General features: G+C 31.9%; 25 protein-coding genes. 11 read left to right on the top strand and 14 right to left on the bottom strand.

Annotated elements, in window-relative coordinates; translation table 11 throughout:
* Positions 1–32: 32 nt before the first annotated feature.
* The 3 genes from ACFQ1R_RS04165 to ACFQ1R_RS04175 form a co-directional block, all read right to left on the bottom strand.
* On the bottom strand, positions 33–386 hold the full coding sequence (locus ACFQ1R_RS04165) for a DUF1304 domain-containing protein (RefSeq protein WP_379924847.1): 354 nt from the start codon (positions 384–386) through the stop codon (positions 33–35).
* Positions 387–461: 75 nt separating this feature from the next.
* On the bottom strand, positions 462–662 hold the full coding sequence (locus ACFQ1R_RS04170; RefSeq protein ID WP_379924848.1) for a dodecin family protein: 201 nt from the start codon (positions 660–662) through the stop codon (positions 462–464).
* A gap of 48 nt (positions 663–710) precedes the next feature.
* Positions 711–1,613, bottom strand: coding sequence for a NifU family protein (locus ACFQ1R_RS04175; RefSeq protein WP_379924849.1), 903 nt, complete (start codon positions 1,611–1,613; stop codon positions 711–713).
* Between the two features lie 173 nt (positions 1,614–1,786).
* Between ACFQ1R_RS04175 and ACFQ1R_RS04180 the strand changes: the two genes are divergently transcribed.
* The 4 genes from ACFQ1R_RS04180 (at position 1,787) to ACFQ1R_RS04195 (ending at position 6,490) form a co-directional block, all read left to right on the top strand.
* Positions 1,787–2,788, top strand: a complete 1,002-nt coding sequence (locus ACFQ1R_RS04180; protein ID WP_379924850.1) for a PorP/SprF family type IX secretion system membrane protein — start codon at positions 1,787–1,789, stop codon at positions 2,786–2,788.
* 174 nt (positions 2,789–2,962) lie between these two features.
* Positions 2,963–5,140: a tetratricopeptide repeat-containing sensor histidine kinase gene (locus tag ACFQ1R_RS04185; RefSeq protein WP_379924851.1), complete on the top strand. Its 2,178-nt coding sequence runs from the start codon at positions 2,963–2,965 to the stop codon at positions 5,138–5,140.
* Positions 5,141–5,207: 67 nt separating this feature from the next.
* A complete protein-coding gene (locus ACFQ1R_RS04190; protein WP_379924852.1) occupies positions 5,208–5,942 on the top strand; it encodes a LytR/AlgR family response regulator transcription factor in 735 nt (244 codons plus the stop codon).
* 32 nt (positions 5,943–5,974) lie between these two features.
* Positions 5,975–6,490: a gamma carbonic anhydrase family protein gene (locus tag ACFQ1R_RS04195; RefSeq protein WP_379924853.1), complete on the top strand. Its 516-nt coding sequence runs from the start codon at positions 5,975–5,977 to the stop codon at positions 6,488–6,490.
* A gap of 158 nt (positions 6,491–6,648) precedes the next feature.
* On the opposite strand, the gene murI is transcribed toward ACFQ1R_RS04195, so the two are convergent.
* The 8 genes from murI to ACFQ1R_RS04235 all read right to left on the bottom strand — a co-directional run bounded on the left by murI (position 6,649) and on the right by ACFQ1R_RS04235 (position 14,890).
* Entirely contained in the window at positions 6,649–7,428 is a 780-nt protein-coding gene (murI, locus tag ACFQ1R_RS04200; protein WP_379924854.1) for a glutamate racemase, read from the bottom strand.
* 67 nt (positions 7,429–7,495) lie between these two features.
* Positions 7,496–8,002, bottom strand: coding sequence for an OmpH family outer membrane protein (locus tag ACFQ1R_RS04205; RefSeq protein WP_379924855.1), 507 nt, complete (start codon positions 8,000–8,002; stop codon positions 7,496–7,498).
* 29 nt (positions 8,003–8,031) lie between these two features.
* Positions 8,032–9,045: an OmpH family outer membrane protein gene (locus ACFQ1R_RS04210; RefSeq protein WP_379924856.1), complete on the bottom strand. Its 1,014-nt coding sequence runs from the start codon at positions 9,043–9,045 to the stop codon at positions 8,032–8,034.
* A 214-nt stretch (positions 9,046–9,259) separates the two neighbouring features.
* Positions 9,260–11,881: an outer membrane protein assembly factor BamA gene (bamA, locus tag ACFQ1R_RS04215; protein ID WP_379924857.1), complete on the bottom strand. Its 2,622-nt coding sequence runs from the start codon at positions 11,879–11,881 to the stop codon at positions 9,260–9,262.
* A complete protein-coding gene (locus ACFQ1R_RS04220) occupies positions 11,814–12,554 on the bottom strand; it encodes an isoprenyl transferase (protein ID WP_379924858.1) in 741 nt (246 codons plus the stop codon). Before ACFQ1R_RS04220 ends, bamA begins: the two co-directional genes overlap by 68 nt.
* Position 12,555: 1 nt before the next feature.
* Positions 12,556–13,242: a type IX secretion system protein PorG gene (gene porG / locus ACFQ1R_RS04225; RefSeq protein WP_379924859.1), complete on the bottom strand. Its 687-nt coding sequence runs from the start codon at positions 13,240–13,242 to the stop codon at positions 12,556–12,558.
* A 99-nt stretch (positions 13,243–13,341) separates the two neighbouring features.
* A complete protein-coding gene (locus ACFQ1R_RS04230) occupies positions 13,342–14,226 on the bottom strand; it encodes an NAD kinase (protein ID WP_379924860.1) in 885 nt (294 codons plus the stop codon).
* Positions 14,227–14,230: 4 nt separating this feature from the next.
* Positions 14,231–14,890 carry a CBS domain-containing protein gene (locus ACFQ1R_RS04235; RefSeq protein ID WP_379924861.1) on the bottom strand — a complete coding sequence of 220 codons (660 nt, stop codon included), beginning with the start codon at positions 14,888–14,890 and terminating at the stop codon, positions 14,231–14,233.
* Positions 14,891–14,978: 88 nt separating this feature from the next.
* On the opposite strand from ACFQ1R_RS04235, the gene ACFQ1R_RS04240 reads away from it, so the two are divergent.
* The 6 genes from ACFQ1R_RS04240 (at position 14,979) to clpX (ending at position 20,517) form a co-directional block, all read left to right on the top strand.
* Positions 14,979–15,692: a pyridoxine 5'-phosphate synthase gene (locus ACFQ1R_RS04240; protein ID WP_379924862.1), complete on the top strand. Its 714-nt coding sequence runs from the start codon at positions 14,979–14,981 to the stop codon at positions 15,690–15,692.
* Positions 15,693–15,737: 45 nt separating this feature from the next.
* Complete coding sequence (locus ACFQ1R_RS04245) at positions 15,738–16,499, top strand: alpha/beta fold hydrolase (protein WP_379924863.1); 762 nt, start codon at positions 15,738–15,740, stop codon at positions 16,497–16,499.
* A gap of 36 nt (positions 16,500–16,535) precedes the next feature.
* Positions 16,536–16,889 carry a phage holin family protein gene (locus ACFQ1R_RS04250; protein ID WP_379924864.1) on the top strand — a complete coding sequence of 118 codons (354 nt, stop codon included), beginning with the start codon at positions 16,536–16,538 and terminating at the stop codon, positions 16,887–16,889.
* 140 nt (positions 16,890–17,029) lie between these two features.
* On the top strand, positions 17,030–18,358 hold the full coding sequence (tig, locus tag ACFQ1R_RS04255; protein WP_379924865.1) for a trigger factor: 1,329 nt from the start codon (positions 17,030–17,032) through the stop codon (positions 18,356–18,358).
* Between the two features lie 177 nt (positions 18,359–18,535).
* Positions 18,536–19,210 carry an ATP-dependent Clp endopeptidase proteolytic subunit ClpP gene (gene clpP / locus ACFQ1R_RS04260; protein WP_379924866.1) on the top strand — a complete coding sequence of 225 codons (675 nt, stop codon included), beginning with the start codon at positions 18,536–18,538 and terminating at the stop codon, positions 19,208–19,210.
* Between the two features lie 74 nt (positions 19,211–19,284).
* Entirely contained in the window at positions 19,285–20,517 is a 1,233-nt protein-coding gene (clpX, locus tag ACFQ1R_RS04265) for an ATP-dependent Clp protease ATP-binding subunit ClpX (RefSeq protein WP_379924867.1), read from the top strand.
* Between the two features lie 238 nt (positions 20,518–20,755).
* Here clpX and ACFQ1R_RS04270 read toward each other — a convergent pair whose 3' ends face one another.
* Both ACFQ1R_RS04270 and ACFQ1R_RS04275 read right to left on the bottom strand, forming a co-directional pair.
* Complete coding sequence (locus ACFQ1R_RS04270) at positions 20,756–22,357, bottom strand: OmpA family protein (RefSeq protein ID WP_379924868.1); 1,602 nt, start codon at positions 22,355–22,357, stop codon at positions 20,756–20,758.
* A gap of 112 nt (positions 22,358–22,469) precedes the next feature.
* A complete protein-coding gene (locus tag ACFQ1R_RS04275; protein WP_379924869.1) occupies positions 22,470–23,984 on the bottom strand; it encodes a GH3 auxin-responsive promoter family protein in 1,515 nt (504 codons plus the stop codon).
* Between the two features lie 43 nt (positions 23,985–24,027).
* Here ACFQ1R_RS04275 and ACFQ1R_RS04280 point away from each other — a divergent pair, with 43 nt between their 5' ends.
* Complete coding sequence (locus ACFQ1R_RS04280; RefSeq protein WP_379924870.1) at positions 24,028–24,822, top strand: DUF2797 domain-containing protein; 795 nt, start codon at positions 24,028–24,030, stop codon at positions 24,820–24,822.
* Positions 24,823–24,883: 61 nt separating this feature from the next.
* Here the strand turns inward: ACFQ1R_RS04280 and rpsU are convergent, their stop codons facing one another.
* Complete coding sequence (rpsU, locus tag ACFQ1R_RS04285; RefSeq protein ID WP_379924871.1) at positions 24,884–25,078, bottom strand: 30S ribosomal protein S21; 195 nt, start codon at positions 25,076–25,078, stop codon at positions 24,884–24,886.
* Between the last annotated feature and the right edge of the window lie 28 nt (positions 25,079–25,106).

The raw sequence follows: 25,106 nt of genomic DNA on the forward strand, positions 1-25,106 counted from the left end.
CAAGCAAACAGACGAAAAATAATAGTTAAGGTTTACATAAAATAACTAATTAAAGCTATAATAGCAGGAACTGCTTGAACGTAAAATAGTTTTATTTGCTTTGTAGAGTAAGACCCATAAATACCTGCAATTGTCACACATATTAGAAAAAAAACGGTAAATATTGGGTTTTTTTGAATTAGTGAAAACACTAATCCTGCTGCTAAAAATCCATTATATAAGCCTTGGTTTGCTGCTAGTACTTTGGTATCGTTAGCAAATGTTTTAGATTTTAAACCGAAGGTTTTTATACCCTTGGGCGTTGTCCATAAAAACATTTCTAATACTAAAAAGTAAACATGTTCTAAGGCTACAAAACTTACTAGGATGATTGTTAATAGAGTCATTTTTATGGGCAATTAAAGAAATTTGGTTACAAAAAAAAGCGTTCAGAATTTAAGAACGCTTTTTTTGTTATAAAATTAATTCACTTCAAAAGTGATTTTAAGATTTACTCTAAATTCGGTTACTTCACCATCTAAAACACTTGCACTTTGTTCTTGTACATACACAGAGCGAATATTTTTAACGCTTTTTGAAGCATGCTTAACTGCTTTTCTAGTTGCTTCTTCCCAACTTTTTTCAGAATTAGATAAAATTTCAATTACTTTTAATACTGCCATAATTTTTAAACTTTAAGTTAAAACCTAAAGTTAAGAAAATTAATGCAATTAGCCGTTTATTGCTTCAACAGTTTCAACTTTACCCTTCATCATTTCTTTCAACATATTTTCTATACCGCTTTTTAATGTGTATGTTGAAGACGGACAGCCACTGCATGCGCCTTGAAGTAATACGCTTACATTTTTGCTTTCAGCATCATAAGATATAAACTGAATATTTCCACCATCACTAGCTACAGCGGGTTTTACATATTCTTCTAAAATATTAATAATTTCTTTTGAAGTATCATCCAAAGATTCATATTGCGAATCTAATTGCTTAGTCGATTTTTTTAAAGTTTCAGCAGCATGAGGTAATACAACATCTTTACCATTTTCAATATAACTTCTTATAAACTCGCGCAATTCAATAGTAATATCTTGCCATTCGGCCATGTTGTATTTTGTAATTGACACGTAATTTTCATCAATAAAAACACTTTTTACAAACGGAAAGTGAAATAACTCGGTTGCTAAAGGCGATAATTTAGCATCATCAATTGATGTGAACTCAAATAGAGCAGTTACTATTTTTTTGTTGGCAACAAATTTCATTACCGACGGGTTTGGCGTACTTTCAGCATAAACCGTTACAGGTACTTTTTTTGCTTGCGCAGTTTCTTCTATTACTATGCCACCATCGTTTAGGTAGGCTTCAATTTGTTCGGCAACTTCATCTTGTACTTCATGCCATTCTACAATATTGTAGCGTTCTACAGCAATAAAATTTCCAGAGATGTATACCTTTTTTACAAACGGTAAATAGAATAGTTGTTGTGCTAAAGGTGATTGTTTAGCATCGTCTATATTATTAAATTCAAAACTTTGATGTTTGGTTATAAACGCGTTAATTTCAAATTTAATGATGGCGTTATTTGATGTTTCTTGCACGGAAACCTTGAAAGTATTCATTTTAGCTAATTTTTTACAAAAATACTAAAAGAAAACTTTAGTTATCCATATATTTGAGTTTTGTTGTCTCATTCATTTGAGTAAGAAAGGCATTGGTAAAGTAGTGCTTTTTTTGTGTAATATTTTAATAATCAGTACGTTTGATTAATATCGAACCAGTTGGAATACACTTTATGAAGTTAAAAAATATTTTCATGGTAGTAATAGGTGTTTTATTCACTTATATTGCTAATTCGCAAGAAGGCTTACCTATATATACTGATTACCTTACAGATAATTATTATTTAATTCATCCATCTATGGCTGGTGCTGCTAATTGTTCTAAAGTAAGACTTACGGCACGCCAACAATGGTTTGGACATGATGATGCGCCTAAACTTTTAACCTTAAGTATGAATGGTAGAATAGGCGAATCGCAATCTGCCATTGGTGGTATTTTGTATACCGATAAAAACGGGTATCATTCGCAAACGGGTGCTTATGCAACATACGCGCATCATATTATGTTTTCTAGAAGTGAAGCCGATTTAAACATGCTATCTTTTGGTTTAAGTGCAGGATTTATTCAATATAAATTAGACGAAACCTCTTTTTTGTTTGATGGTCCAGACCCAATTATTGATGGTGTAGTACAAAACGAAACTAATTTCAATATCGATTTAGGTTTTTCATATCACTTTTTAGATTTTTACGCTCATGCAACTGTAAAGAATGTGTTAAATAATTCTGGCGTTAATAAAGATGTGAATATAACTAGTAATTTAAGACGTTATTTGGTTTCAACAGGTTATGTTTTTAGTAAATACGGAAGTGAATGGAGTTATGAACCTTCTGTATTATTTCAATATAGAGATGAAACCAAGGAAGCATCTATTGATGTAAATGCGAAAGTGTACAAACAGGTAGAATTTGGTAAAGTTTGGGGTGGTTTGTCATACAGAAATAGTTTTGATGGTGCCGAATACACACAATCTGGCGCAATAAATAGCCAACGTTTGCAACAAATTACACCAATTTTAGGTGTTAATTATAACGAGTTTATGTTTGCATATAATTATACGTACCAAAGTAATTCTGTGGTGTTTGCCAATGGTGGTTTTCATCAATTAACTTTAGGCTATAATTTCAATTGTAAACGTGAAAAGTATTCTTGTAACTGTCCTGCGGTTAATTAAAGACGTCTTTTTTATTCTCAAACCCAGAATGAGTAAACCAACCAATTGAATACGTGTACTAGCTATTTAATTGTGTAAACACCTCTTTTTTGTGCAAAATCACCTCCTTTTTGTAAAATCATCATTTTATTTTATCAAGTAAAGTGCGTAAGTTTATCTATTATAAAAAGGTAGATGAGGTTATTGTTAAAACATATATGTTTTTTTTGTTTTGTATTGTTTATTTCTACAGAAGTGTTGGCGCAAGTAAGTTCCAAAACGCAAAATAGTAATACAACATTTACGGTTCGAGGTTCAGTAATTGAAAGCGATACTAAAAAACCAATTACTAATGTAAATATTGAAGTAAATGGCGGTTCATATACCACAACCGATTTTAGCGGCAATTTTAGAATTGAAGTAAAAAAAGGAGATGAGCTAACCGTTAAGCATAAAGATTTTGAAACCGTTTATTACATTATTGAAAGTAATGAGCGTATTACTATTGAAGTGAAGCCGAGTGCAGACGAGTTGCAATATTCAAAAAACAAGTATTCCAGAACAAACCCAATTTTATTTAAATCGCTAATAGATTCGGCTGAAACTAACTTAAAAAAAGACGCAAAAAAAAGCATTCAATTTATTGAAAAAGCATTAGGAACTAGCAATTCAGCACAAGAAAATAGCGAAGCCTATGAAGTTTTAGGTGATATTTATGTGTTTTGGAAACAGTACGATTTGGCAGTTTCAAACTATCGCATAAGCCTTCAGAATAAAGATGCTAATGTGGTAAAACTAAAATTAGCTTCTGCATATAAATTCAATAAAAACTATCAAGAAAGTCTTCAAACCTATAATCGCATCAATAAAAAGGAATTATCTAATTGGCAATTAGTACAGTTGTACGAAGGTCTTGGTGATGTACATCTTTTAACAATGTCTTATGAAGCTTCTATAAATGCTTTTAAAGAAGGTTTAAAAGTTGCTCAAAAGCATGCAATTTCATCTAAAATAACCGATTTAAATTCTAAAATAGCACAGGTTTATAATGCCAGTGGTGAAAATAAAAAAGCTGAAGGTTTTTTTAATGAATCTTTAAAACTAGCTAACAATCAGAACAAAAAACGCGCCGTTGAAGAAAAAATTAAAGTAGCCGATTTTCAAAATAATATCAATAATTATTCTAGTGAAATTGAACTTAGAAAAGAAGCTATTAAATACATTAAAGACATTCAGCGCGATTCAATTATTGATAACAAAAGCGACCTAACATTACAAAAACAAAACTATAAAATAGGTAGTGCTTTTGCTTTAAAAAAGGATTATGTTAATGCCATTCCGTACCTTAAAAAAAGTATTGAAGAAGCTGATGATAGAGAAGATATTATAGTTCAAAAAGATGCCACCAGAAAATTATCGGAAGTTTACAGAGATGCTGGCGAGTTTGATAAAGCACTTGTAGCTTACCAAAGTTATGTAGATTTAGTTGATAAACTATATACAATAAAAGAACAAGAAATATCGCAAGCAGCAAGGTTTAGTAAAGATATTGTTGCAAAACAAAACCGCATTTTAAGTTTAGAAAGTGATAGAGCATTATCTGAAAGTAAATATGAGCTTAATATAGAGCAAGCTAAACGCCAAAAGCTTATTATTTACTCGCTAATAGGTGGTTTATTTTTGCTTTTGGTAGCCGCATTTTTAATGTTTAAGTATATAAAACAACAGCGATTGGCAAACAATTTGTTGGCATTAAAAAGTTTAAGAAGTCAAATGAATCCGCATTTTATTTTTAATGCACTCAATTCGGTAAACAGTTTTATAGCTTCAAATGATGAACGTACAGCAAACAAATATTTAACCGATTTTTCACTATTAATGCGGGCAGTTTTAGAAAATAGCGAAGAAGATTTTATTCAGCTTGAAAAAGAAATTGAACTACTAAAACTGTATACAAAACTAGAGCATTTTAGGTTTCAAGATAAATTTGATTACAACATATTAATAGACGAAACCATCAATGTTAGTGAGTTTGTAATTCCACCCATGTTATTACAACCTTATATAGAAAATGCTGTTTGGCATGGTTTGAGGTATAAAAAAACGAAGGGATTTTTAGAAATTTCAATGGCGCAAACAAATGCTGAAGAAATTAAAATAACCATAACAGATAATGGTATAGGCAGAGAAAAATCGAAGGCATTAAAAACTGAAAATCAGCAAAAGCAAACTTCAAAAGGTATGGGCAACATTAAAAAACGTGTTGCTATTTTAAATGCCATGTATAAGGATAAAGTAGATGTTTATGTTGATGATTTTCAAGATGCAGAAGATACAGGAACAAAAGTGATTGTAACATTGAAAAAGGATTAATTATATGCTGTTATAATTTCAATAAATAATTGTTTAAAAAAGAATTAGTGGTAAAATAAAATACAACATGAAACTAAACGCCATCATAGTAGAAGACGAAGAAACAAGCAGAGACATTTTAAAAAATTATCTCAAAAAATACTGCCCAAACGTAAGTGTTTTAGGCGAAGCTTCAAACGTAGAAGAAGCTTTGCTATTAATTCGTAATAACGATTTAGATGTGGTGTTTCTTGACGTAGAAATGCCTTATGGTAATGCATTCGACCTACTTGATAAAGTTGGAAACATTAATTTTGAAACCGTGTTTGTAACAGCTTACAACCATTATGCTATTGATGCTTTAAACGCCCATGCATCATATTATTTAATGAAACCCATTTCTATAGACGAGCTTATTAAAGCGGTCGATTATATCACCGAAATTAAAACCAAAGAAACCGCCTTGCAAAACCAAGTATTAGTACCAAAAACCAATAATGCAAACGGTAAAATTACCATTCCGCAATTGGACGGTTTTGAGGTTATTAATACAGCAGATATTCTATATTGTAAAGCCGATGATAATTACACCGAAATTTATTTAACCAACAACAAGAAAAAACTAGTAAGTAAAACATTAAAATATTTTGAAGATGTATTGGTCGGTGCTAACTTTGCAAGAGTACACAAATCGTATTTAGTAAACGTTACCGAAGTTGTGAAATACGTAAAAGGTAAAGGCGGAAGCGTAGTGTTAAGTAACGGAAAAGAAATTATGGTTTCGGCTTCAAAAAAAGCAGATTTTTTATCGTATTTTCAATAGCAAATAATAAATAGACAATAATCAATATTAAAATGCCAATAATAAAATCAGTAAACGGAAAATCACCACAATTACCAAACGATTGTTACATAGCCGAAAATGCCACCATTGTAGGCGATGTTGTAGCAGGAACTCAATGCAGTATTTGGTTTAACGCCGTAGTTCGTGGTGATGTAAACTACATAAAAATGGGCAACAAAGTAAATGTGCAAGATGGTGCCGTTATACATGCTACATACCTAACAGCACCAACCAATATAGGTAACAACGTATCTATTGGTCACAACGCTATAGTACACGGTTGCACCATTCACGACAATGTTTTGGTAGGTATGGGCAGCATTATTATGGATAATTGCGTGGTAGAAAGTAACAGCATTATAGCCGCAGGTGCCGTAGTAACCCAAAATACACGAATAGAATCAGGAAGTATTTATGCCGGTGTGCCAGCTGTAAAAATAAAGGATATAAGCCAAGAGTTAATTTCTGGGCAAATAGATAGAATAGCAAACAACTATATAAAATATTCAAGTTGGTTTAAGGAGTAAATTCCTTTGAAAAAAAGGAATCTTATTAAATATTTGGGCGTTACCTTTATCCTGAAACAAGTTCAGGAATCAGGTCGGGCTATACGCTACAATCTTTTTGTTCGTGCCTCACAAAAAGGATTTCCGCTTCTATCCCTAACGCAAATGCAGAACTTCAATCAAAAATCCAGATAATCAATACCAAACGCATTATCTAAAAGCGAAGCCATAACATCTGTATTTCTGTTGGTGTAAAATTGATAGTTACCTTTTTTTCTTTGTGTGTTTAGCAAATTGTGTTTATCTAAAACGGCTTTGGTTTGTCTAGCAACGGCTTCACCAGAATCTATAATTTTAACATGGTTTGGAAGCAATTCTATCAATAAAGGCATTAAATACGGGTAATGTGTACAGCCCAACACCAAATAATCAATATTGGCATTAAGCATAGGTTGTAAATATAATTTAAGCAACACTTTCATATCTTCCGAGTATAATTGTCCGCTTTCAATAAGTTCTACAATGCCTTCGCCTATGCGTTCAATAACAGTTATATTGCTGGCAAACAAATCGGTAGTTTTATGGAACAACTCGCTTGAAAGTGTTCCTTTGGTTGCCAAAATACCCACAGCCTTCGTTTGGGTATTTAATGCTGCTGGTTTTATAGCGGGTTCAATACCAATAAATGGTATCTTGTAAGTTTCTCGTAGTTCATTAATAGCATTTGTGGTTGCTGTGTTACAAGCTACTACTATAATTTTGCAGCCTTTTTTAATTAAGTATTCGGTATTTTTAATACTTAAATTAATAATAGCTTCTTTGCTTTTTAAACCATATGGTGCATTGGCACTATCTGCTAAATAGATGGTGTTTTCATTTGGTAAAAGTAGGTTTATCTCTTTCCAAATAGATGTGCCACCAACACCAGAATCGAAAATGCCAATAGGTTGTTTGTTCATAGTATAACAAAAATAAAAAAGCTGCCTTGTAAAAGACAGCTTTTTATAAATTTTATTTATATCTGAACTAGATACCTAATTCTTTTTTAACGTCGTCTAGCAAGTTTTTTCCATCGGCTAAAATAGTAACACCTTGTGATGCATCTAAAACATATTCATAACCTTGTGCTCTACCTACTTTTAAAATAGCTGCTTTTGCTTTCTCGGTAATTGGTTGTAGCAAATCAACTTCTTTCTTTTGTAATTCTTTTTGAGCGTCTGCTTGAAATTGTTGAATACGTTGTTGTTTTTCTTGTATTTCTTGACCTCTTTTTGCGTTTTCTTCCTCAGTTTTTGTAGCTGCTTCTGCTTCGTATTGTTTTAAAGTTGTTTGAAACTCTGTTACTGCAGCTTGTATATCTGTTTGGAATTTTTTACTTAATGTTTCTAATTCTTTTTGTGCCGTTTTCATTTCTGGCATCGCAGTAATTAAATCTTGAGTGTTTATATGAGCAATTTTGCCTTGAGCGTTAGAGAAACTTACAGTTCCAATACATAATGCAGTTGCTAATAATAGGGTTTTTAATTGTTTCATTTTTAATAGTATTAATGTGTTATAAATTGTTATTTGTTGTTTACACTGTCTTTTGCCTTTTGGCGCTCTTCTAAAATCTTCTTTTTTCTATCTTCTAATTCTTTTTTTCTTGCCTCACGTTCGGCTAATTTTTTCTGTCTGTTTTCTTCAATTAGTTGTGCCTGTGTTTTTGTTTCGGCCTCAACTTTAGGTTCGATTTTTGTTTCAACAGGTTTTGCTGTTTGGTCTGCTTTTGTTTCGGCTTTCGCTTTTGTTTCAACAGCTTTATTTGTTTCTTCTACTTTAACCTCGGGTTGTGTAGTTGTTGTATCTAATCTTTCTTGTTTTGCTTTTTCGCGATCATCTAATATTTTTTGACGTCTATCTTCTGCTTCTTTAACTTTTGCAGCACGGGCGTCTAATTTTTCTTGACGAGCTTTTTCTATAGCGCTTTCGCGTTCGGCTTTTTTCTCTTCTAATGCTTTTTGACGTGCTTCTAATTCATAATTAATTTCAGGAACTAATTCTTCGTCTTTGGCGGCTTTTAACTCGGCTCTAGATTCGGCTTGTGTTCGTTTTGCACTTCTTGTAATACTTCGTATTATTTGATCGCTTAAATCGAATTGTTTTGCTGAAAAAAGCATAACAGCATCCGACGATTTATCAAAAATAAAATCATACTGTTTTGTTGCTGCCATATCTTGAACTGCTGCAAAAATTTGATCTTGTATTGGCTGCATCAATTGTTTTTTTTGAATAAACAAATCGCCATTTGGTCCAAAACGTTTTTGCTGATAGTCTAATATTTCTTTTTCTTCAAAGGCAATATCTTCTTCGCGTTCGTCAACTAATTCCTTTGTTAAAAGTGCTTTTTCGTTGCTTAAATCTTTTCGTTTTTGTGCTATGGTGCTTAATTTCTCGTCAATTTCAATTTTCCACTTATTAGCTTTATCATTTAATTGTGATGTGGCTTCTTGGTATTCTGGAATATTTTCTAAAATAAACTCTGTGTCTATATAACCAATTCTTACACCACGTTGCGCATTAACTGAAAAGGATATCATAAAAACTAATGTCAGTAAAAAAAGAACGTTATTTTTCATGTGTGTCTGTTTTTTTAATTTTTTCATTTATTTATAAATTCTTAAAACCGACAGATGATTTATGGTTAATTCTGCCACTTTTGGAATTATCTCTTCAAAATTAACGAAATATAATCTTAAAAATTTTAATTCTTGTTTAAATCATCAAATTGTTATTAGAAAAAATCGTGCCAAATTAAAATTGTTGTCCAATTATGAAGTGAGTTTCCCATCCATGGCTAGTACCTGTATCGCTTGGTATGGTATCGAAACCATGACCAAAATCGATACCTAGTAAGCCAAACGCAGGCATGAAAATACGAATACCTAAACCTGCAGAACGTTTAATATCGAATGGATTGTAATCTCTAAAACTATTAAATGATGCACCACCTTCTAAGAAGCTTAATGCGTAAATTTTAGCTGATGCTTTTAAAGTAACTGGATAACGAAGCTCTAAGGAAAACTTATTATATATAGTACCACCATCGTTATCTGATAACGATTGGTTTGGATAACCACGTAATGCGATAGCTTCTCTACCATCTAAACTATAGGTTCCTAAACCATCACCACCTAAGAAGAAACGTTCAAAAGGAATTGCACCTCTATTGTTATTATATGCTCCTAAAAAACCGAATTCAACACTTGGGCGTAATACTAAGTCTTTTGTAATTTGTGTATACCAATCGCCTTTAAACTTTACTTTGTAGAATTCTAACCATTTGTAACGCTCTTGGTCAATTTCAGAAGCTCTGGCGTAATCGGTAGTGTTAGTTAGGTCTAAAGCATCATATTCTGTTTTTAAAGCTTTGTAATCAACACCATTAAAAAGTGAATAAGGTAAAGTTACTTTTGCAGTTATATTAAAATTAGAACCTCCAGTTGGGTAAATTGGATCTACGCTGGTGTTGTTTCTGCTTAAACCAACAGTATACGATAGGTTGTTAGAAAAACCATTACCAAAAGTAAATAGGTTTGTATTATAATTATTTAAATCATAGCGCTGATAACCAATAGCTTGTGATAGCACAAAGAAATCATCTGGTACTTGTAAGCGTTTAGCTAAGCCAAAGGTAATTCCTGTAATGTTAAAACTTTGACTTTTATCAGCATTACCTGTTAGATAATTATATTGAAATTGCTTTGTATGTGAAATTGATGTTGAAAATTGTACAGGGCGTTTACCCCCTAACCAAGGCTCGGAAAATGAAAAACTATAAGTTTGATAAAAACGGCTAGCTTGTAAACGTAATGCTAGTTTTTGACCATCGCCCATAGGGATTGGTTTATAAGCATCTTTTTTGAAAATATCTTTAATTGAAAAATTATTGAATGATAGTCCTAAAGTACCAATAAAACCACCACCACCGTAGCCACCTTGAAGTTCTATTTGACTTGACCCAGTTTCTTTAACCGAGTATTCCATGTCTATAGTACCTTCGTTAGGATTTGGATTGTTGAAGTTTGGCGATATTTCTTGTGCATCAAAAAATCCTAATTGACCAAGCTCTCTTACTGTACGTACCACATTCGCTTTACTGTAAAGTTGCCCTGGACGTGTTCTTATTTCACGATAGATAACGTGGTCATTCGTTTTATCATTTCCAACTACTGTTACATTATTAAAATAGGCAGGTTTTCCTTCTGATATTCTAATTTCCATGTCAATAACGTTGTTGGCTGCACCAACTTCTACAGGATTAACACTTGAGAATAAGTAGCCATTGTTTTGATATTCATTAGCTATATCAAAAGCATCGGGTTTACTACCATCTTGAATACGTTTTTGTAATAAAACGCCATTGTAAGTGTCGCCTTTTCTAATACGTAAAATTCTATTTAAATATTCGTTTGAATATACAGTGTTTCCAATAAACGTAATATTACCAAAAGTGTATTGTTCACCTTCAAGAACACCAATTTTTAGTGAAATGGTATTGTCATCATTTTTAATAATACTGTCTGATACAATACGAGCATCTCTATAGCCATTTTCTTTATACTTTTCAATTAGTTTACCTAAATCGGCTTGATAAGCAGAGTCAATAAATTTTGAACGTTTTAAAATTCTAAGACGGTTAATTTTTTTAGTGCTCTTCATGCTTTTACGAAGCATTTTGTTACTTAAAACGTCGTTTCCTGTAAATACAATATCTTTTATTTTTACTTTTTCACCTTTATCAATATTAAGTACCATATTAACGCGGGCAGTTGGCGTAGAATCTTTAACTTCAATAGTGTTGATGTGTATTTTACTGTTTAAATAACCTTCTTTTTTGTATTTTTTGGTTAGGAAGTTTTTTGTAGTGGTAATAAGGTTTTCGGTAACTTTTACACCTTTAGTTAACTTAGTGTCTTTTATAATGCCTTCGGTTTTACCTTTTTTTACACCGTTTATTTTTAATTCGTTAAGCTGCGGAAGGTCTGATAGTCTAATTTCTAGGTATGCAACGTTGTCTTCAATTTTTGTTACATAAACTTCTATGTCGCTAAATAATTTTGAATTCCAAAGCTTTTTAATGGCATCACCAATATCTTCACCAGGAATGGTTATTTCTTTTCCTTTGCTTAATCCAGAATAGGTGATAATGGTTTGTTCACTAAAAGATGTATTACCTTGTACTGTTACGTCTCCTAATATGTATTTTTTACCGCTACTTGGTATGTTTTGTGCTTGAATGGTAATACTAATTGCAAAAAGGAATAGTACTGTGCAGTTTTTTAAAAATGTTGTCAAAGGTAAAATATTAGCTAAGTTGTTCACTTGTTTTCCCAAATCGTCTTTCTCTTTTTTGATATTCAATAATAGCTTCATACAAATGCTGCTTTGTAAAATCTGGCCACAATACGCTTGTAAAATACAGTTCAGCATATGCAATTTGCCAAAGTAAAAAGTTGCTTATACGTTGCTCTCCACTGGTTCTAATAAGCAAATCTACATCTGGTAAATTATGCGTGTAAAGATGCTCATTAATAATTGATTCATCAATTTTTTCGAGCGAAATTATATTATTTTTAACTTTAATACTAATCTCTTTAACAGTATTTAGCAATTCTTCTCTAGAACCGTAGCTTAGTGCTAACGTTAAAGTCATTCTGGTGTTGCCTTTTGTTTGTTCAATAACTTCTAGTAGTTCTTTATGAACTTTTTTAGGTAAGGTGTTTAAATTACCTATGGCAGCTAATTTGATATTGTTGTTTTGAAGTGTGCTTATTTCTTTTTTTAATGATGAAACCAAAAGTTTCATAAGCGTTTGTACTTCTAGTTTAGGACGATTCCAGTTTTCGGTTGAAAAAGCATAAAGTGTTAAGTTTTCAACACCAAGTTCTGCACAAGCTTCAACGGTTTGTCTAACCGATTTTGTGCCATTTTCGTGCCCAAAAGCACGCATCATGCCTTGTTGTTTTGCCCAACGCCCATTGCCATCCATTATAATTGCAATGTGTTTTGGAAGGTTTTTGCTTAAAACTGTTTCTTTTAAATTCATTTTAATTTACACAATAGCATGGGTTTTCACCAAATGTATAGGTTAGGGTTATGCCCGAAAACACATACCAATCGTTGTTATTTATATTTCCAAATCTATATTGTTGCAGGTTGGTGTTTTTTGGTAAACTACCATCAAGTGCGTCTGAAAATGTATATCGTGCACCAACTTCAACACCTAAAATGAAATTTCCTAAAAAATTTGATTTAAAACCTATTGCCATAGGAATTCCAAATGCCCAACTAGAATTATTTTCATCGGTTTGTAAACCATTTAAGAAATAAGAATTATCATGGTGTGCAGCACTAATGCCTGAGTATAAGTATGGCGTGCCTATTTTTCTGCCTGCATGTAAATCGAAATCTATAAAAGTAAATTCCATGCCTAAAGCAATTTCTGTGATTTTGGTATTAAATTGGTAACCTCTTTGTATGCGTCGTGGATCGTCTGAATTGGTATCTACACCTTCCAAATCACTAAAAATTAAAGACGCTCTGTAAGAATGGCGCTTACTTCTATTCCATTTGTAAATACCACCAATTGCTAGTTGATTGGGTGAAATGTAATTGGTAGCACCAACATCGCCAATAAAATTACTACCTCCTACAAATATGCCTAATTCATTAATTTGAGCATGGCTTAGTTGTATGGTTAAAATGCTTAATATCAATATGGTTAAATGCCTCATAAATATTCAAAAGTTTGCAAATATAATAAATAAGATTAGCCTAAAGCTATTTGAACTAAATTGTATTAGTGTAAAACAGCATTTATGCTAAATTATTGTTTAATTGCGCTTGTCTTCACCCCAAAGTAGTTTTTTTCGAAGTGTATCTAAAAAGCTTTCGTCTAAAAGGTCTATCATTTTAATTTTAAAATCGGCTTTTTTAATTTTGATTATGGTACCATTTTCTAGAGTCGCAATTCTTGAGTCTAGGGATATTAAATGGCTTTCTTCACGTCCTTCAACTTTTAATTGAATTTCTGTAGAATCGGGAATTATTAAAGGTCTAGCGCTTAAATTATGTGGTGCAATAGGTGCTAAAACAAAACTGTTGGTATCTGGTGTAATTACTGGACCGCCACAACTTAGTGAATAGCCTGTGGAGCCTGTTGGTGTTGAAACAATTAAACCATCACTCCAATACGATGTTAGGTATTCGCCATTTAAATAGGTTTCAACGGTAATCATGGATGTGGTGTTTTTTCTGCTTACAGCTACTTCATTTAATGCGAAGTTAAGCGATGAAATTTCATTGTTACTTGGTGTTGTTTCAACAGAAAGTAAACTGCGTTCGGATATTTTATATTTGCCGTCAATAATGTTTTGAATGGCTTTTTCTATTTGATTTACTTGTATGGTTGCTAAAAAACCTAATCTGCCAGTATTTATGCCAATGATAGGAATATCCATATCTTTTACAAAAATAATGGCGCGTAAAATAGTACCATCGCCTCCAACACTTACTAGAAAATCGAACGATTTATCTAAAGTGTCAAAGGTTTTAAACGATTTATAATCATCAAAATTTGGTGCTTCTTTTTTTATTAAATTAAAAAACTCGGTTTCAATGTAAGCATCGGCATGTTTTTTTAATAAATAATCGAATAACCGTTCAACCGATGTTGTTGTAGTTTCATTGTAAAATCGTCCAAATACGGCAACCTTCATGTGTTTATATGCTTAAATATTTATTTAAATAGTCTGAACGGTCTTTCAAGCTTTCTATATAGCTATCTTCTTCATGTCCAGAAACTATACTATAGCTGTAGCGTCTAAACGTTTGGATAATATCATTTAGCCCTGTATTACCTATTTTTAATGTAATTTGAACCAAGTCTGGTTTCATTTTAGATATAAAAGCACCTAGCAATCTGCCATTGTTGGATTCTACAATTTGGCATATTTCACTAAAAGAATAATCGTTAATGCCTTTCTCAACCACTAAAATGCCACCTTGTTCAGAGAAAAACGGCGAATCGCTAAATAAATTAATAACTTCTTTTAATTCATAGTAACCCAAATACGTGTTTTGGCTATTTAAAACAGGCATGATATTGGTTGAATTTTTTGCAAATGCCTCTAAAACATCAAGCCAAATGGTGGTATCGCGCACAAAAAAATCTTCAATAGCATATTTATAATCTTCAACGGCTTTGTCACTTTCAAAACAATGCGCATCCGTTTCAGAAAAACATCCTAAATACACTTTATTATTGTCTTGAATAGGAATGTGCGAATAGGTTAACTGATTAAATAGTTGTTGCAAATCGCTTATTTTGCTTGTGCTATTTAATGGCTTTATATCGTTTATAATAAATTCTGATAGTTTCATTGTCCTATTTAAATCATTGCAAATTAATCAAAAAAAAAGCATATAAGCCTGTTCTACTTTGTATTTTTGCCTTTCAAAACAGTAATACATGACAAAGTTAAGTGTAAATATTAACAAAATAGCAACTTTAAGAAACTCAAGAGGTGGCGATGTGCCTAATGTGGTTCAGTTTGCAAAAGATGTGCAACGCTTTGGTGCTGAAGGCGTAACCATACACCCAAGACCCGATGAACGCCATATTCGCTACCAAGATGCACACGATTTAAAACCAGTAGTTTATACAGAGTATAATATTGAAGGAAATCCGGTAGATTCGTTTTTAAACTTGGTTTTAAAAGTAAAACCTACACAAGTAACCTTAGTGCCCGATGCCGAAGATGCCATAACAAGTAATGCGGGTTGGGATACACTTAAACACAAAGATTTTTTAGTTGATGTGATTAAAGAATTTCAACAAAACGGCATTAGAACCTCTATTTTTGTTGATCCAGTTTTAAGTCAAATTGAAGGCGCAAAAGCAACTGGAACCGATAGAATTGAATTATACACCGAAGCTTTTGCACACCAATACAGTTTAGGAAATAAAAGTGCTATAAAACCATATACCGCTTGCGCTGAATTGGCTAACAAATTGGGTTTAGGCATTAATGCAGGACACGATTTATCACTCGATAATATTCAATTTTTTAAAGAAAACATTCCTAATTTACTAGAAGTTTCTATTGGGCATGCTTTAATAGCCGAAAGTTTATATTTGGGTATAGAAAACGTTATTCAAATGTATCTTCATAAACTTAAATAGTTCAAAAAAATCATAAATCGATAATCAAAATTCATTAATCAAAAAATGCTTTTACATTCAAATATATTAGGAAAAGGCAAGCCATTTGTTATTCTTCATGGGTTTTTAGGCATGAGTGATAATTGGAAAACACTGGGTGTTCAATTTAGTGAACAAGATTATGAAGTTCATTTGGTAGATCAGCGTAATCATGGTCAAAGCTTTCATAGCGATGCGTTTAGTTATGAAGTTCTGGTTGAAGATTTAAAAGTGTATTGCGATTCACATAAACTTCAAAATATCATATTACTTGGGCATTCCATGGGCGGAAAAACAGCTATGTTGTTCGCTACAAAATACCCAGAATTAGTTTCTAAATTAATAATTGCCGATATATCACCACGTTTTTACCCTGTACATCACGACGGTATTTTAAACGGATTGAGTGCTTTAAATTTTGATGTTATTAAAAGTAGAGGCGAAGCAGAAAGTGTGTTAAGTAGTTATATTTCCGATTATGGCACGCGTCAATTTTTACTTAAAAACCTGTATTGGGTTGAAAAAGGCAAATTGGGCTTACGTATGAATTTAGAAGTTTTAAAAGAAGAAGTTGCCGAAGTTGGCGAACCGCTACCATCTCAAGCTACTTTTAAAAAAGACACCTTGTTTTTACGTGGCGATCGTTCAGAATACATAGGAATTGATGATGAACGTATTATAATAAATCACTTTCCCAATGCAAAAATTGCTACAATAGCAAACGCTGGTCATTGGCTGCATGCTGAAAACCCAAAAGACTTTTTTGATGCTGTGATGCAGTTTGTTTAATTAAATATTTTGTATTTTTATTAAAAACAAATCATCATGACTACAATTCTTAAACTGCTTTTAACTGCTTTGGCGGTATTTGTTTTAGCACATTTTTTACCTGGAGTAACGTTATCTGGCGATGTATATGTAAATGCTATTATTGTAGCCGTAGTTTTGGCGGTTCTAAATGTGTTGGTAAAACCTATTTTGATAATTTTAACTCTACCAATTACCATAGTTACATTAGGCTTATTTTTACTGATAATAAACGCATTAATTATTTTGCTAGCCGATAAATTGATAGATGGCTTTACTGTAAATAGTATTTGGACAGCTGTATTATTTAGCATTTTGCTTTCTATACTTCAATCATTACTACATTCGCTTTTAAAAGAAGACAAAAAATAGCTTACAATCAAGCTGTTAAAAACTTTGTCGGGTTGCAAAAATGTTATATTTTTGCAACCCGATTTTAATTACAAATAATCGTAGTTTTAAAACAAACTTATATCGTTAAATGCCTGTAAAAAGGCTCATATCATTTAAAAATGAATATTACAAGAGAAAACGTTGATGCATTAAATGCTGTAGTAAAAGTAGATATCGCTAAAGAAGATTATAGCGCTAAAGTGGAGAAAATCTTAACAGATTACAGAAAAACAGCAAACATTCCTGGTTTTAGAAAAGGGCAAGTGCCAATGGGAATGGTGAAAAAACAATACGGAAAGGCAGTATTAGTTGATGAAGTTAACAAACTATTACAAGACGCATTAAATAAATATCTTACAGAAGAAAAATTAGATGTTTTAGGGCAACCATTACCAAAACCACAAGATACAATAAATTGGGATGCTGATACACTTTCATTTGAATTTGAATTAGGTTTAGCACCAGAATTTGAAGTGACTTTGAAAGGTAAAGAAGCCATTACGCAATACAATATTGTTGCTGATGATAAAATGATTAACGAACAAGTTGAGCGTATTCAAAAACAATATGGTAAATTAATTTCGCAATCTGTAGTTGAAAAAGAAAGTGAAATTACTGGTGTTTTTAAAAATGAAGAACGCGAAATTGAAAATAAAGTAACCTTAACTTTAGATAAATTTAAAGGAAAAGCTACTGAAAAATTATTTATTGGCGCAAAAACGGGCGATGTAATTACATTACAAACAAAAGGATTGTATGATGATGAGCATGAATTAATGCACGCATTAAAATTAGGTCATGATGATATTCATGGTTTAGATATTGAAGTAACATTTACAATTTCTGAAATCAATACACGTGAGTTAGCAGATTTAGACCAAGATTTGTTTGATAAATTATTTGGCAAAGATGTTGTTACATCGGTTACAGAATTAAAAGATAAAATAAAAGAAGATGCTGAAAAGCAATTTGCTCAACAAGCAGATCAGAAATTTTTAAATGATGTTACTGAATATTTAGTTGAAAACACCAAGTTTGATTTGCCAGCGTCATTTTTACAAAAATGGATGCAAACAGCAGGCGAACAACCTCTAGACAGTGAACAAGCAAAAGAAGAATATGAGAAATCTGAAAAAAGCTTACGCTACCAATTGATTGAAGGTAAGTTAATTACAGATAATAATATTCAAATAACGATGGATGATATTAAAAATCATTCAAGAGAGATGATAAAAGCGCAAATGGCACAATTTGGGCAAATGAATCCTTCTGACGAAGAATTGGATAACATTGCTGCACGTATTTTATCAAATCAAGATGAAGCACGTCGTATTTCAGAGCAATTAGTAAGTCAAAAATTATTATCACTTTACAAAGAAAAAGCAAACTTCAAAGTAAAAGAATTAAGCTACGAAAACTTTGTTAAAGAAGTTTACGGACACAAATAATACTGTGCCTTTAAAGAATAATTCATTATATTTAGGCGCTATAATTTAACAATTGTAGCGCCTAATTTGTTGAGTACATTTAGCTTCAAAAAATTAGAAAATAATTTTTAAATAATTTTTTGAAATCACTCAACTGAATATTAAGGATTTAACTTAAAACAACAACAAGTAACAATTATGGATTACGCAAAAGAATTTGAAAAATTCGCTATAAAAGATCAAGGCATAAGCAGTACATACTATAACAAAATCATAAGTAGTATGTATCCAACTAGCTTAACACCAAATATTATTGAAGAACGCCAAATGAATATTGCTATTTTTGATGTGTTTTCTCGTTTAATGATGGACCGCATCATTTTTATGGGAACAGCCATAAACGACCAAGTAGCTAATATTATTCAAGCACAACTATTGTTTTTAGAAAGTACCGATGCTTCAAAAGATATTCAAATATATATCAATTCACCGGGTGGAAGTGTGTATGCAGGGTTGGGTATTTATGATACCATGCAATTTATAAAACCAGATGTAGCAACCATTTGTACAGGTATGGCGGCATCAATGGGTGCAGTATTATTATGCGCAGGCGCTAAAGGCAAGCGTAGTGGTTTAACGCATTCACGTGTTATGATTCATCAACCATTAGGTGGCGCACAAGGACAAGCAAGTGATATTGAAATTACAGCAAGAGAAATTCTTATTTTAAAAGAAGAACTTTATAAAATTATTAGTAAGCATTCTGGACAAGATTACGATAAAGTGTATGCTGATAGTGATAGAGATTACTGGATGAAAGCTGATAAAGCTAAGGAATACGGTATGATTGATGAGATTTTAGCACGTAATTAAATAAAAATTCGTAATTTTAAAGAATTGTTATAGAGTGATTTATAATAATTTATTCCCTAAAGAGATAAAGATTAATGGCAAAAGAAGAACTGGAATGTTCGTTTTGCGGTCGTAAAAAGCCAGAAACGAATTTATTAATAGCAGGATTAGATGCTCATATATGCGATAGATGTATAGAGCAAGCACACGGTATTGTATTAGAAGAATCAAAACAAAACGATAGTAGCGATTTATCTGCCGAATTAAAACTGCGCAAACCACAACAAATTAAGGATTTTCTTGATGAGTATATTATAGGGCAAAGCATGACCAAAAAAGTGATGTCTGTTGCAGTATATAATCATTATAAACGTTTATTACAACCCGTAACCAAAGACGATATTGAAATTCAAAAAAGTAATATCATCATGGTTGGGCAAACAGGTACAGGTAAAACCTTAGTAGCAAAAACCATTGCAAAAATGTTAAATGTACCATTAGCTATTGTTGATGCAACTGTTTTAACAGAAGCTGGTTATGTAGGTGAAGATGTAGAAAGTATTTTAACACGCTTATTACAAGCTGCAGATTATAATTTAGAAAAGGCAGAAAAAGGCATCGTTTTTATTGATGAAATTGATAAAATTGCACGTAAAAGTGATAATCCATCTATAACAAGAGATGTTTCTGGTGAAGGTGTTCAGCAGGCACTTTTAAAGCTTTTAGAAGGCACTATTGTTAATGTGCCACCAAAAGGTGGACGTAAGCATCCTGACCAAAAATTCATAGAAGTAAATACCGAAAATATTTTATTTATTGCAGGTGGTGCTTTTGATGGTATTGAGCGTCACATCTCAAAACGTTTAAATATGCAAGCAGTTGGTTACAGCGCATCAAAATCTGATGAAGTTGTAGACCAAGACAACTTGCTACAATACATCATACCTAAAGATTTAAAAGATTTTGGCTTAATACCAGAAATTATTGGGCGTTTACCAGTACTAACTTATATGGATCCGTTAGATGCGAAAACATTAAGAGCTATACTTACTGAGCCTAAAAATGCTATAATAAAGCAATACCAAAAACTATTCTCAATGGATGAAATTGAGTTTACAATTACTGATGGTGCTCTAGATCATATAGTAGATAAAGCTATTGAATACAAATTAGGAGCAAGAGGCTTGCGTTCACTTTGTGAGGAAATATTAACAGATGCTATGTTTGAATTACCTAGTAGTAATGATAAGCATTTAAATGTAACTAAGAATTATGTTGAAGATAAGTTGATTAAAACCACTTTAAAAAAGTTAAAAGCAGTTTCATAGTTAACATAATTATATAGATATAAAAAAACCACGCTAATTAGCGTGGTTTTTTATTTTTTATGGATGTTAATTAATAAAAGACATTACGAGGATTTTGTCATTCTGTTTTTAAAACTTCGTTAAAAGTATATTTATTTTTATTCCTTACAATGCTTTTTAGTTGCCTTTTAGATGATAAGACGAAATACTCGTTTAATTACTTTTTCTATGTGTTTTTAGTCGATAATAGTAAAAAGCTTTAATCTAAAATTACAAATTCTACACGTCGGTTTGCTTGTAAATCTTCATCACTACAATTATTTTTACAATCTACCAGTGGTTTTGATTCTCCAAAGCCTTTAGATGTTAAACGGTCTTTGCTTATGCCGTTATTTATTAAATATTTAACTGCCGATGCAGCACGTTTGTTTGATAAATTTAAGTTGTATGAATCTTTACCAACATTATCAGTATGTGCATTTATAGCAAGCTTCATATCTGGGTTTTCTTTAAGTACTTTAATAATTTTGTTTAATGAAATATGAGATTCTTCTTTTACACTATATTTAGCAAAATCAAAATAAATGTTTTCAATCACAATTCTTAACTCTTCGTCAACTTTTGCAATTACAGGTTCAGTTGTTAATAGGTTTAGGTCTTTCGTGTAAGCTGTGTTATAATTTCTATCAGCTAAAAACTCAAAATCACCTTCTTTAAACCCGTCTTTTAATGTTGTAATGTTATACGATTCAAAAGGTGTTACGTCAAATTGGTAAGTAGCATCTTCTTTGGTAAGTGTTCTGGCAATTTCATTGCCTTCTTCGTCTTTTAAAATAACAACGGTATTTGGTAGTTTAATTTTAGTTTCTAAATCTAAAACTTTACCTTTTATGGTTTGAATAATTTCTTCGTTAGTTGCAGTATAAATATCGAAACCGCCTTTGCCATTTGGTCTGTTTGATGATACATAACCATCTTTTTTATTGGCTAAAAAGTAAGCAACTTCATCATATGATGAATTAATGGTGTTACCCATATTTCTAGGTAATTTATAACTTGAAGATAGAATTTTGCTAACAAACAAATCGTATCCACCTATGTTTTCATGTCCTTGCGAAGAAAAATACAGGTATTTTCCATCTTTTGATAGCGATGGGTATTTTTCATTTAAAGGTGTATTAATTGTATTGCCTAAGTTTTTAGGTGTGCTTAAACTTCCATCAGCATTTATATCAGATACATAAAGGTCAAAGCCTCCAATTGAATCTTCCATGTTTGAAGAAAAATATAATTTATCTCCACTAGAATTAATAAATGGGGTTTCAATTGATACACCATTTTTGTTAATATCTAACAATGTTTCATTTACCCAATTACCGTGAGAATCCGACTCTAAATGCGCTTTGTATAACTTGTATTCAAGTGAATTATCACTGCTGCTTCTTGTATAATAAACGGTTTTTTGGTCTGGTGTAAAAGCTAATAAATCTTCGCTATCACTTGTGTTTAAAATTCTTGAAAATAATAGAGGTAAGCTTAATTGACCGTTTGAAGAAATATCCAAACAAAATAAATCTTTATAGGCTTCAGTTGTATTTGGGTCTATTTTTGCAAACGCACCAAGTTTTTTTGAAGATACCATAATTAGTTTGTTTCTAAAAAACCCAGAACCAAACTCGGAATATTGACTATTTACACCGGCATCTAACAGTTCGAAGTTAAAGCCGTTTGCTCCAATTGCTTCTGCTTTAGAAAGGATGGTTTTATAAGAAGTATTATTAGATGCAATAAAGTTTGAAGGTCCTTGGCAAAATAACGCATGCGAAATAAGGCAAATGAAAATTGAGAAGGTTGGTTTCATTTTAGAGGGATTAATGGTTAATTAGACTCTAAATATATTACCGAACTCATGCTAATAAAAAATTTCTTAGACCAAAAACATTTTTAATCGTTAAGTGCTAATTTGAAGTGTTTTAAGTATTTAGCTTTATTAAATCGTCTAAATACAAACGGGTGTTTGAAAGTCGTGGTACTTTGTGTTGCCCTCCTAATTTATTATTTTGTTTTAGCCAATCGTAAAACAAATTTTTTCGGGCAATGTGTATTTTAGGTTTGTTTAGCGTAATGTTATTGTAGCGTTTTGCTTCATAATCAGAGTTTAATGCTTTTAAGGCATTGTCAAATAATTCATTAAAATAATTAATGTCTTTAGGTGGTGTTTTAAATTCAATTAGCCATTCGTGTGCACCTTTTTCTTTACCTTCCATAAAAATGGGTGCTGCAGTATAATCTACAATTTCAGCTTTTGTTTTTTTACATACTTTTTTTAGTGCTTCTTCTGCGTTTTCAATAATTAACTCTTCACCAAACACATTTATAAAATGCTTTGTTCTTCCAGAAACTTTAATTCTGTAAGGACTTAACGATGTAAACTTAATAGTATCACCTATTTTATAACGCCATAAACCCGCATTGGTTGTAATAATAACGGCGTAGTTTTGATTTAGTTTTACCTCGCTAAGCGGAATGGCTTTTTCAGCTTCTGTGGCATAAATATCCATAGGGATAAACTCATAAAAAATGCCATAATCGAGCATTAATAATAATTCGTTGGAATTGTTTTGGTCTTGAATGGCAAAAAAACCTTCCGAAGCATTGTAAATTTCATAATACTTGAAATCCTTTTTTGGTAGTATTTTTTTGTATTGGTCTTTGTAAGGTGTGAAACTTACACCGCCATGAAAATAAACTTCCAGATTTGGCCAAACTTCATGTAAATTCTGTTTTCCTGTAGTTTCTAAAACATTATTTAGTAAAACAAGCATCCACGACGGTACGCCAGCAAGACTTGTAACGTTCTCATTCATAGTTTCATTTACTATGGCTTGCATTTTATGTTCCCAATCGCTCATTAGCGATACTTTGTTACTTGGCGTACTGCTAAATTCGGCCCAAAAAGGCATATTATCAATTAAAATAGCCGACAAATCGCCAAAAACAGTTCCGTTTTCTCGGTACAACTCTTTACTTCCGCCTAAGCGTAAACTTTTTCCAGCTAATAATTGGGAGTTTTCATTGTTGTTAAAATACATACAAAGTAAATCTTTGCCAGCAGCATAATGGCAATCTTCAAGCGATTCCATGCTTACAGGAATAAATTTACTTTTAGCACGCGTTGTACCACTGGATTTTGCAAACCATTTTATAGGTGTTGGCCAAAATAAATTGGTTTCACCTTTCATAGAGCGTTCAATTACATCTTGCCAACCATCATAGTTTTTTATGGGAATGCGTTCTGCAAATGTTCGGTAGTTTTTTATAGAAGCAAAATCGTATTCTTTACCAATTTGTGTGTCTTTAGCAATGTCTAAAAGTTCTAATAGTAATTCGTTTTGTACTTCATTAGGGTATTTTAAAAACAATTCAATTTGGTGAAAGCGTTTTTTTAAAAACCAAGAAGCAATGGAATTTACTATAGGGATTGGCATATTTGTTTTATATTTAAATTTTCTAAAAATAATACTTTTTTTTATGACCTACCAAGGTGTTTTAACAAAAATGGAAACAGAATTTTCAAGTCCTATTGAATACTATTTGGTGTTTGAAAACGATTTTTTAAATATGAACCAGTTACTAGGTAAAACAATTACAATTCAATTTGTTAAATACCAATGTTTAAATTGCCGTTTGGATAAGCCTATTTACCGACAAGGATTTTGCAAAAGTTGTTTTTTTGAAATTCCACAAGCTGCCGATTGGATTATGCGTCCTGAACTTAGTACCGCGCATTTAGATAAAGAAGACCGCGATTTAGCTTACGAAAAGAAAGTACAACTGCAACCGCATATTGTGTATTTAGCAAATTCCAGCAATGTAAAAGTAGGTGTAACCAGAAAAAGCCAAGTGCCAACGCGTTGGATAGACCAAGGTGCGCATGAAGCTATTGAAATTGTTGAAGTGCCAAACCGTTATTTGGCTGGTATTACCGAGGTTGCTTTAAAAGATTATGTAAGTGATAAAACCAATTGGCGCACCATGCTTAAAAACGATATTGTAGATGAAGATTTAGTGCAATGGCGCGACAAGTTGAAGCAATACATTCCTGATGAAGCAAAGGATTATTTTATTGAAACCAATACGGAAACCAATTTAGATTTTCCTGTTGAAAAGTATCCTGTAAAACCAAATAGTTTAAACTTGATAAAGGAACAAACCTACTCGGGTAAGCTTACAGGCATCAAAGGACAATATTTAATGTTTGAAGACGATACGGTTTTTAATATTCGTGCCAATGAAGGTTTGGTTGTAGCTATTAGTATTGTCTAAATAAAAAAAATCCCATTCACAATTTTAATGCAAATGGGATTTATATAGTTTTGTCTAAAGTCTAAATATCTTCCTGATCTCTCAAGTTTTGAATATAAGATGCCTTTTGAATTTGTCTACGTCGTTTTACAGACGGCTTCGTAAAAAACTGTGCATCTCTTAAATTTTGCATTACTTTAATATTGCGGTGTTTTCTTTTGTATCGTTTTAAGGCACGTTCTATATTTTCGCCATCTTTAATAATAATTTTTAACATGTATTGTTTTTAAATTTATTGATTTGAA

Source organism: Mariniflexile jejuense (genome assembly GCF_042675665.1).
Lineage (GTDB): Bacteria > Bacteroidota > Bacteroidia > Flavobacteriales > Flavobacteriaceae > Mariniflexile > Mariniflexile jejuense.

Coding starts and splice junctions, on each gene's coding strand:
- clpP (WP_379924866.1), top strand. CDS start 18,536: ATGGATTACGCAAAAGAATTTGAAAAATTCGCTATAAAAGATCAAGGC.
- murI (WP_379924854.1), bottom strand. CDS start 7,428: ATGAACAAACAACCTATTGGCATTTTCGATTCTGGTGTTGGTGGCACA.
- ACFQ1R_RS04180 (WP_379924850.1), top strand. CDS start 1,787: ATGAAGTTAAAAAATATTTTCATGGTAGTAATAGGTGTTTTATTCACT.
- ACFQ1R_RS04185 (WP_379924851.1), top strand. CDS start 2,963: ATGAGGTTATTGTTAAAACATATATGTTTTTTTTGTTTTGTATTGTTT.
- tig (WP_379924865.1), top strand. CDS start 17,030: ATGAATATTACAAGAGAAAACGTTGATGCATTAAATGCTGTAGTAAAA.
- ACFQ1R_RS04270 (WP_379924868.1), bottom strand. CDS start 22,357: ATGAAACCAACCTTCTCAATTTTCATTTGCCTTATTTCGCATGCGTTA.
- ACFQ1R_RS04250 (WP_379924864.1), top strand. CDS start 16,536: ATGACTACAATTCTTAAACTGCTTTTAACTGCTTTGGCGGTATTTGTT.
- bamA (WP_379924857.1), bottom strand. CDS start 11,881: ATGAAGCTATTATTGAATATCAAAAAAGAGAAAGACGATTTGGGAAAA.
- porG (WP_379924859.1), bottom strand. CDS start 13,242: ATGAGGCATTTAACCATATTGATATTAAGCATTTTAACCATACAACTA.
- ACFQ1R_RS04275 (WP_379924869.1), bottom strand. CDS start 23,984: ATGCCAATCCCTATAGTAAATTCCATTGCTTCTTGGTTTTTAAAAAAA.
- ACFQ1R_RS04220 (WP_379924858.1), bottom strand. CDS start 12,554: ATGAATTTAAAAGAAACAGTTTTAAGCAAAAACCTTCCAAAACACATT.
- rpsU (WP_379924871.1), bottom strand. CDS start 25,078: ATGTTAAAAATTATTATTAAAGATGGCGAAAATATAGAACGTGCCTTA.
- ACFQ1R_RS04205 (WP_379924855.1), bottom strand. CDS start 8,002: ATGAAACAATTAAAAACCCTATTATTAGCAACTGCATTATGTATTGGA.
- ACFQ1R_RS04235 (WP_379924861.1), bottom strand. CDS start 14,890: ATGAAACTATCAGAATTTATTATAAACGATATAAAGCCATTAAATAGC.
- ACFQ1R_RS04230 (WP_379924860.1), bottom strand. CDS start 14,226: ATGAAGGTTGCCGTATTTGGACGATTTTACAATGAAACTACAACAACA.
- ACFQ1R_RS04280 (WP_379924870.1), top strand. CDS start 24,028: ATGACCTACCAAGGTGTTTTAACAAAAATGGAAACAGAATTTTCAAGT.
- clpX (WP_379924867.1), top strand. CDS start 19,285: ATGGCAAAAGAAGAACTGGAATGTTCGTTTTGCGGTCGTAAAAAGCCA.
- ACFQ1R_RS04240 (WP_379924862.1), top strand. CDS start 14,979: ATGACAAAGTTAAGTGTAAATATTAACAAAATAGCAACTTTAAGAAAC.
- ACFQ1R_RS04195 (WP_379924853.1), top strand. CDS start 5,975: ATGCCAATAATAAAATCAGTAAACGGAAAATCACCACAATTACCAAAC.
- ACFQ1R_RS04210 (WP_379924856.1), bottom strand. CDS start 9,045: ATGATATCCTTTTCAGTTAATGCGCAACGTGGTGTAAGAATTGGTTAT.
- ACFQ1R_RS04190 (WP_379924852.1), top strand. CDS start 5,208: ATGAAACTAAACGCCATCATAGTAGAAGACGAAGAAACAAGCAGAGAC.
- ACFQ1R_RS04245 (WP_379924863.1), top strand. CDS start 15,738: ATGCTTTTACATTCAAATATATTAGGAAAAGGCAAGCCATTTGTTATT.
- ACFQ1R_RS04170 (WP_379924848.1), bottom strand. CDS start 662: ATGGCAGTATTAAAAGTAATTGAAATTTTATCTAATTCTGAAAAAAGT.
- ACFQ1R_RS04175 (WP_379924849.1), bottom strand. CDS start 1,613: ATGAATACTTTCAAGGTTTCCGTGCAAGAAACATCAAATAACGCCATC.
- ACFQ1R_RS04165 (WP_379924847.1), bottom strand. CDS start 386: ATGACTCTATTAACAATCATCCTAGTAAGTTTTGTAGCCTTAGAACAT.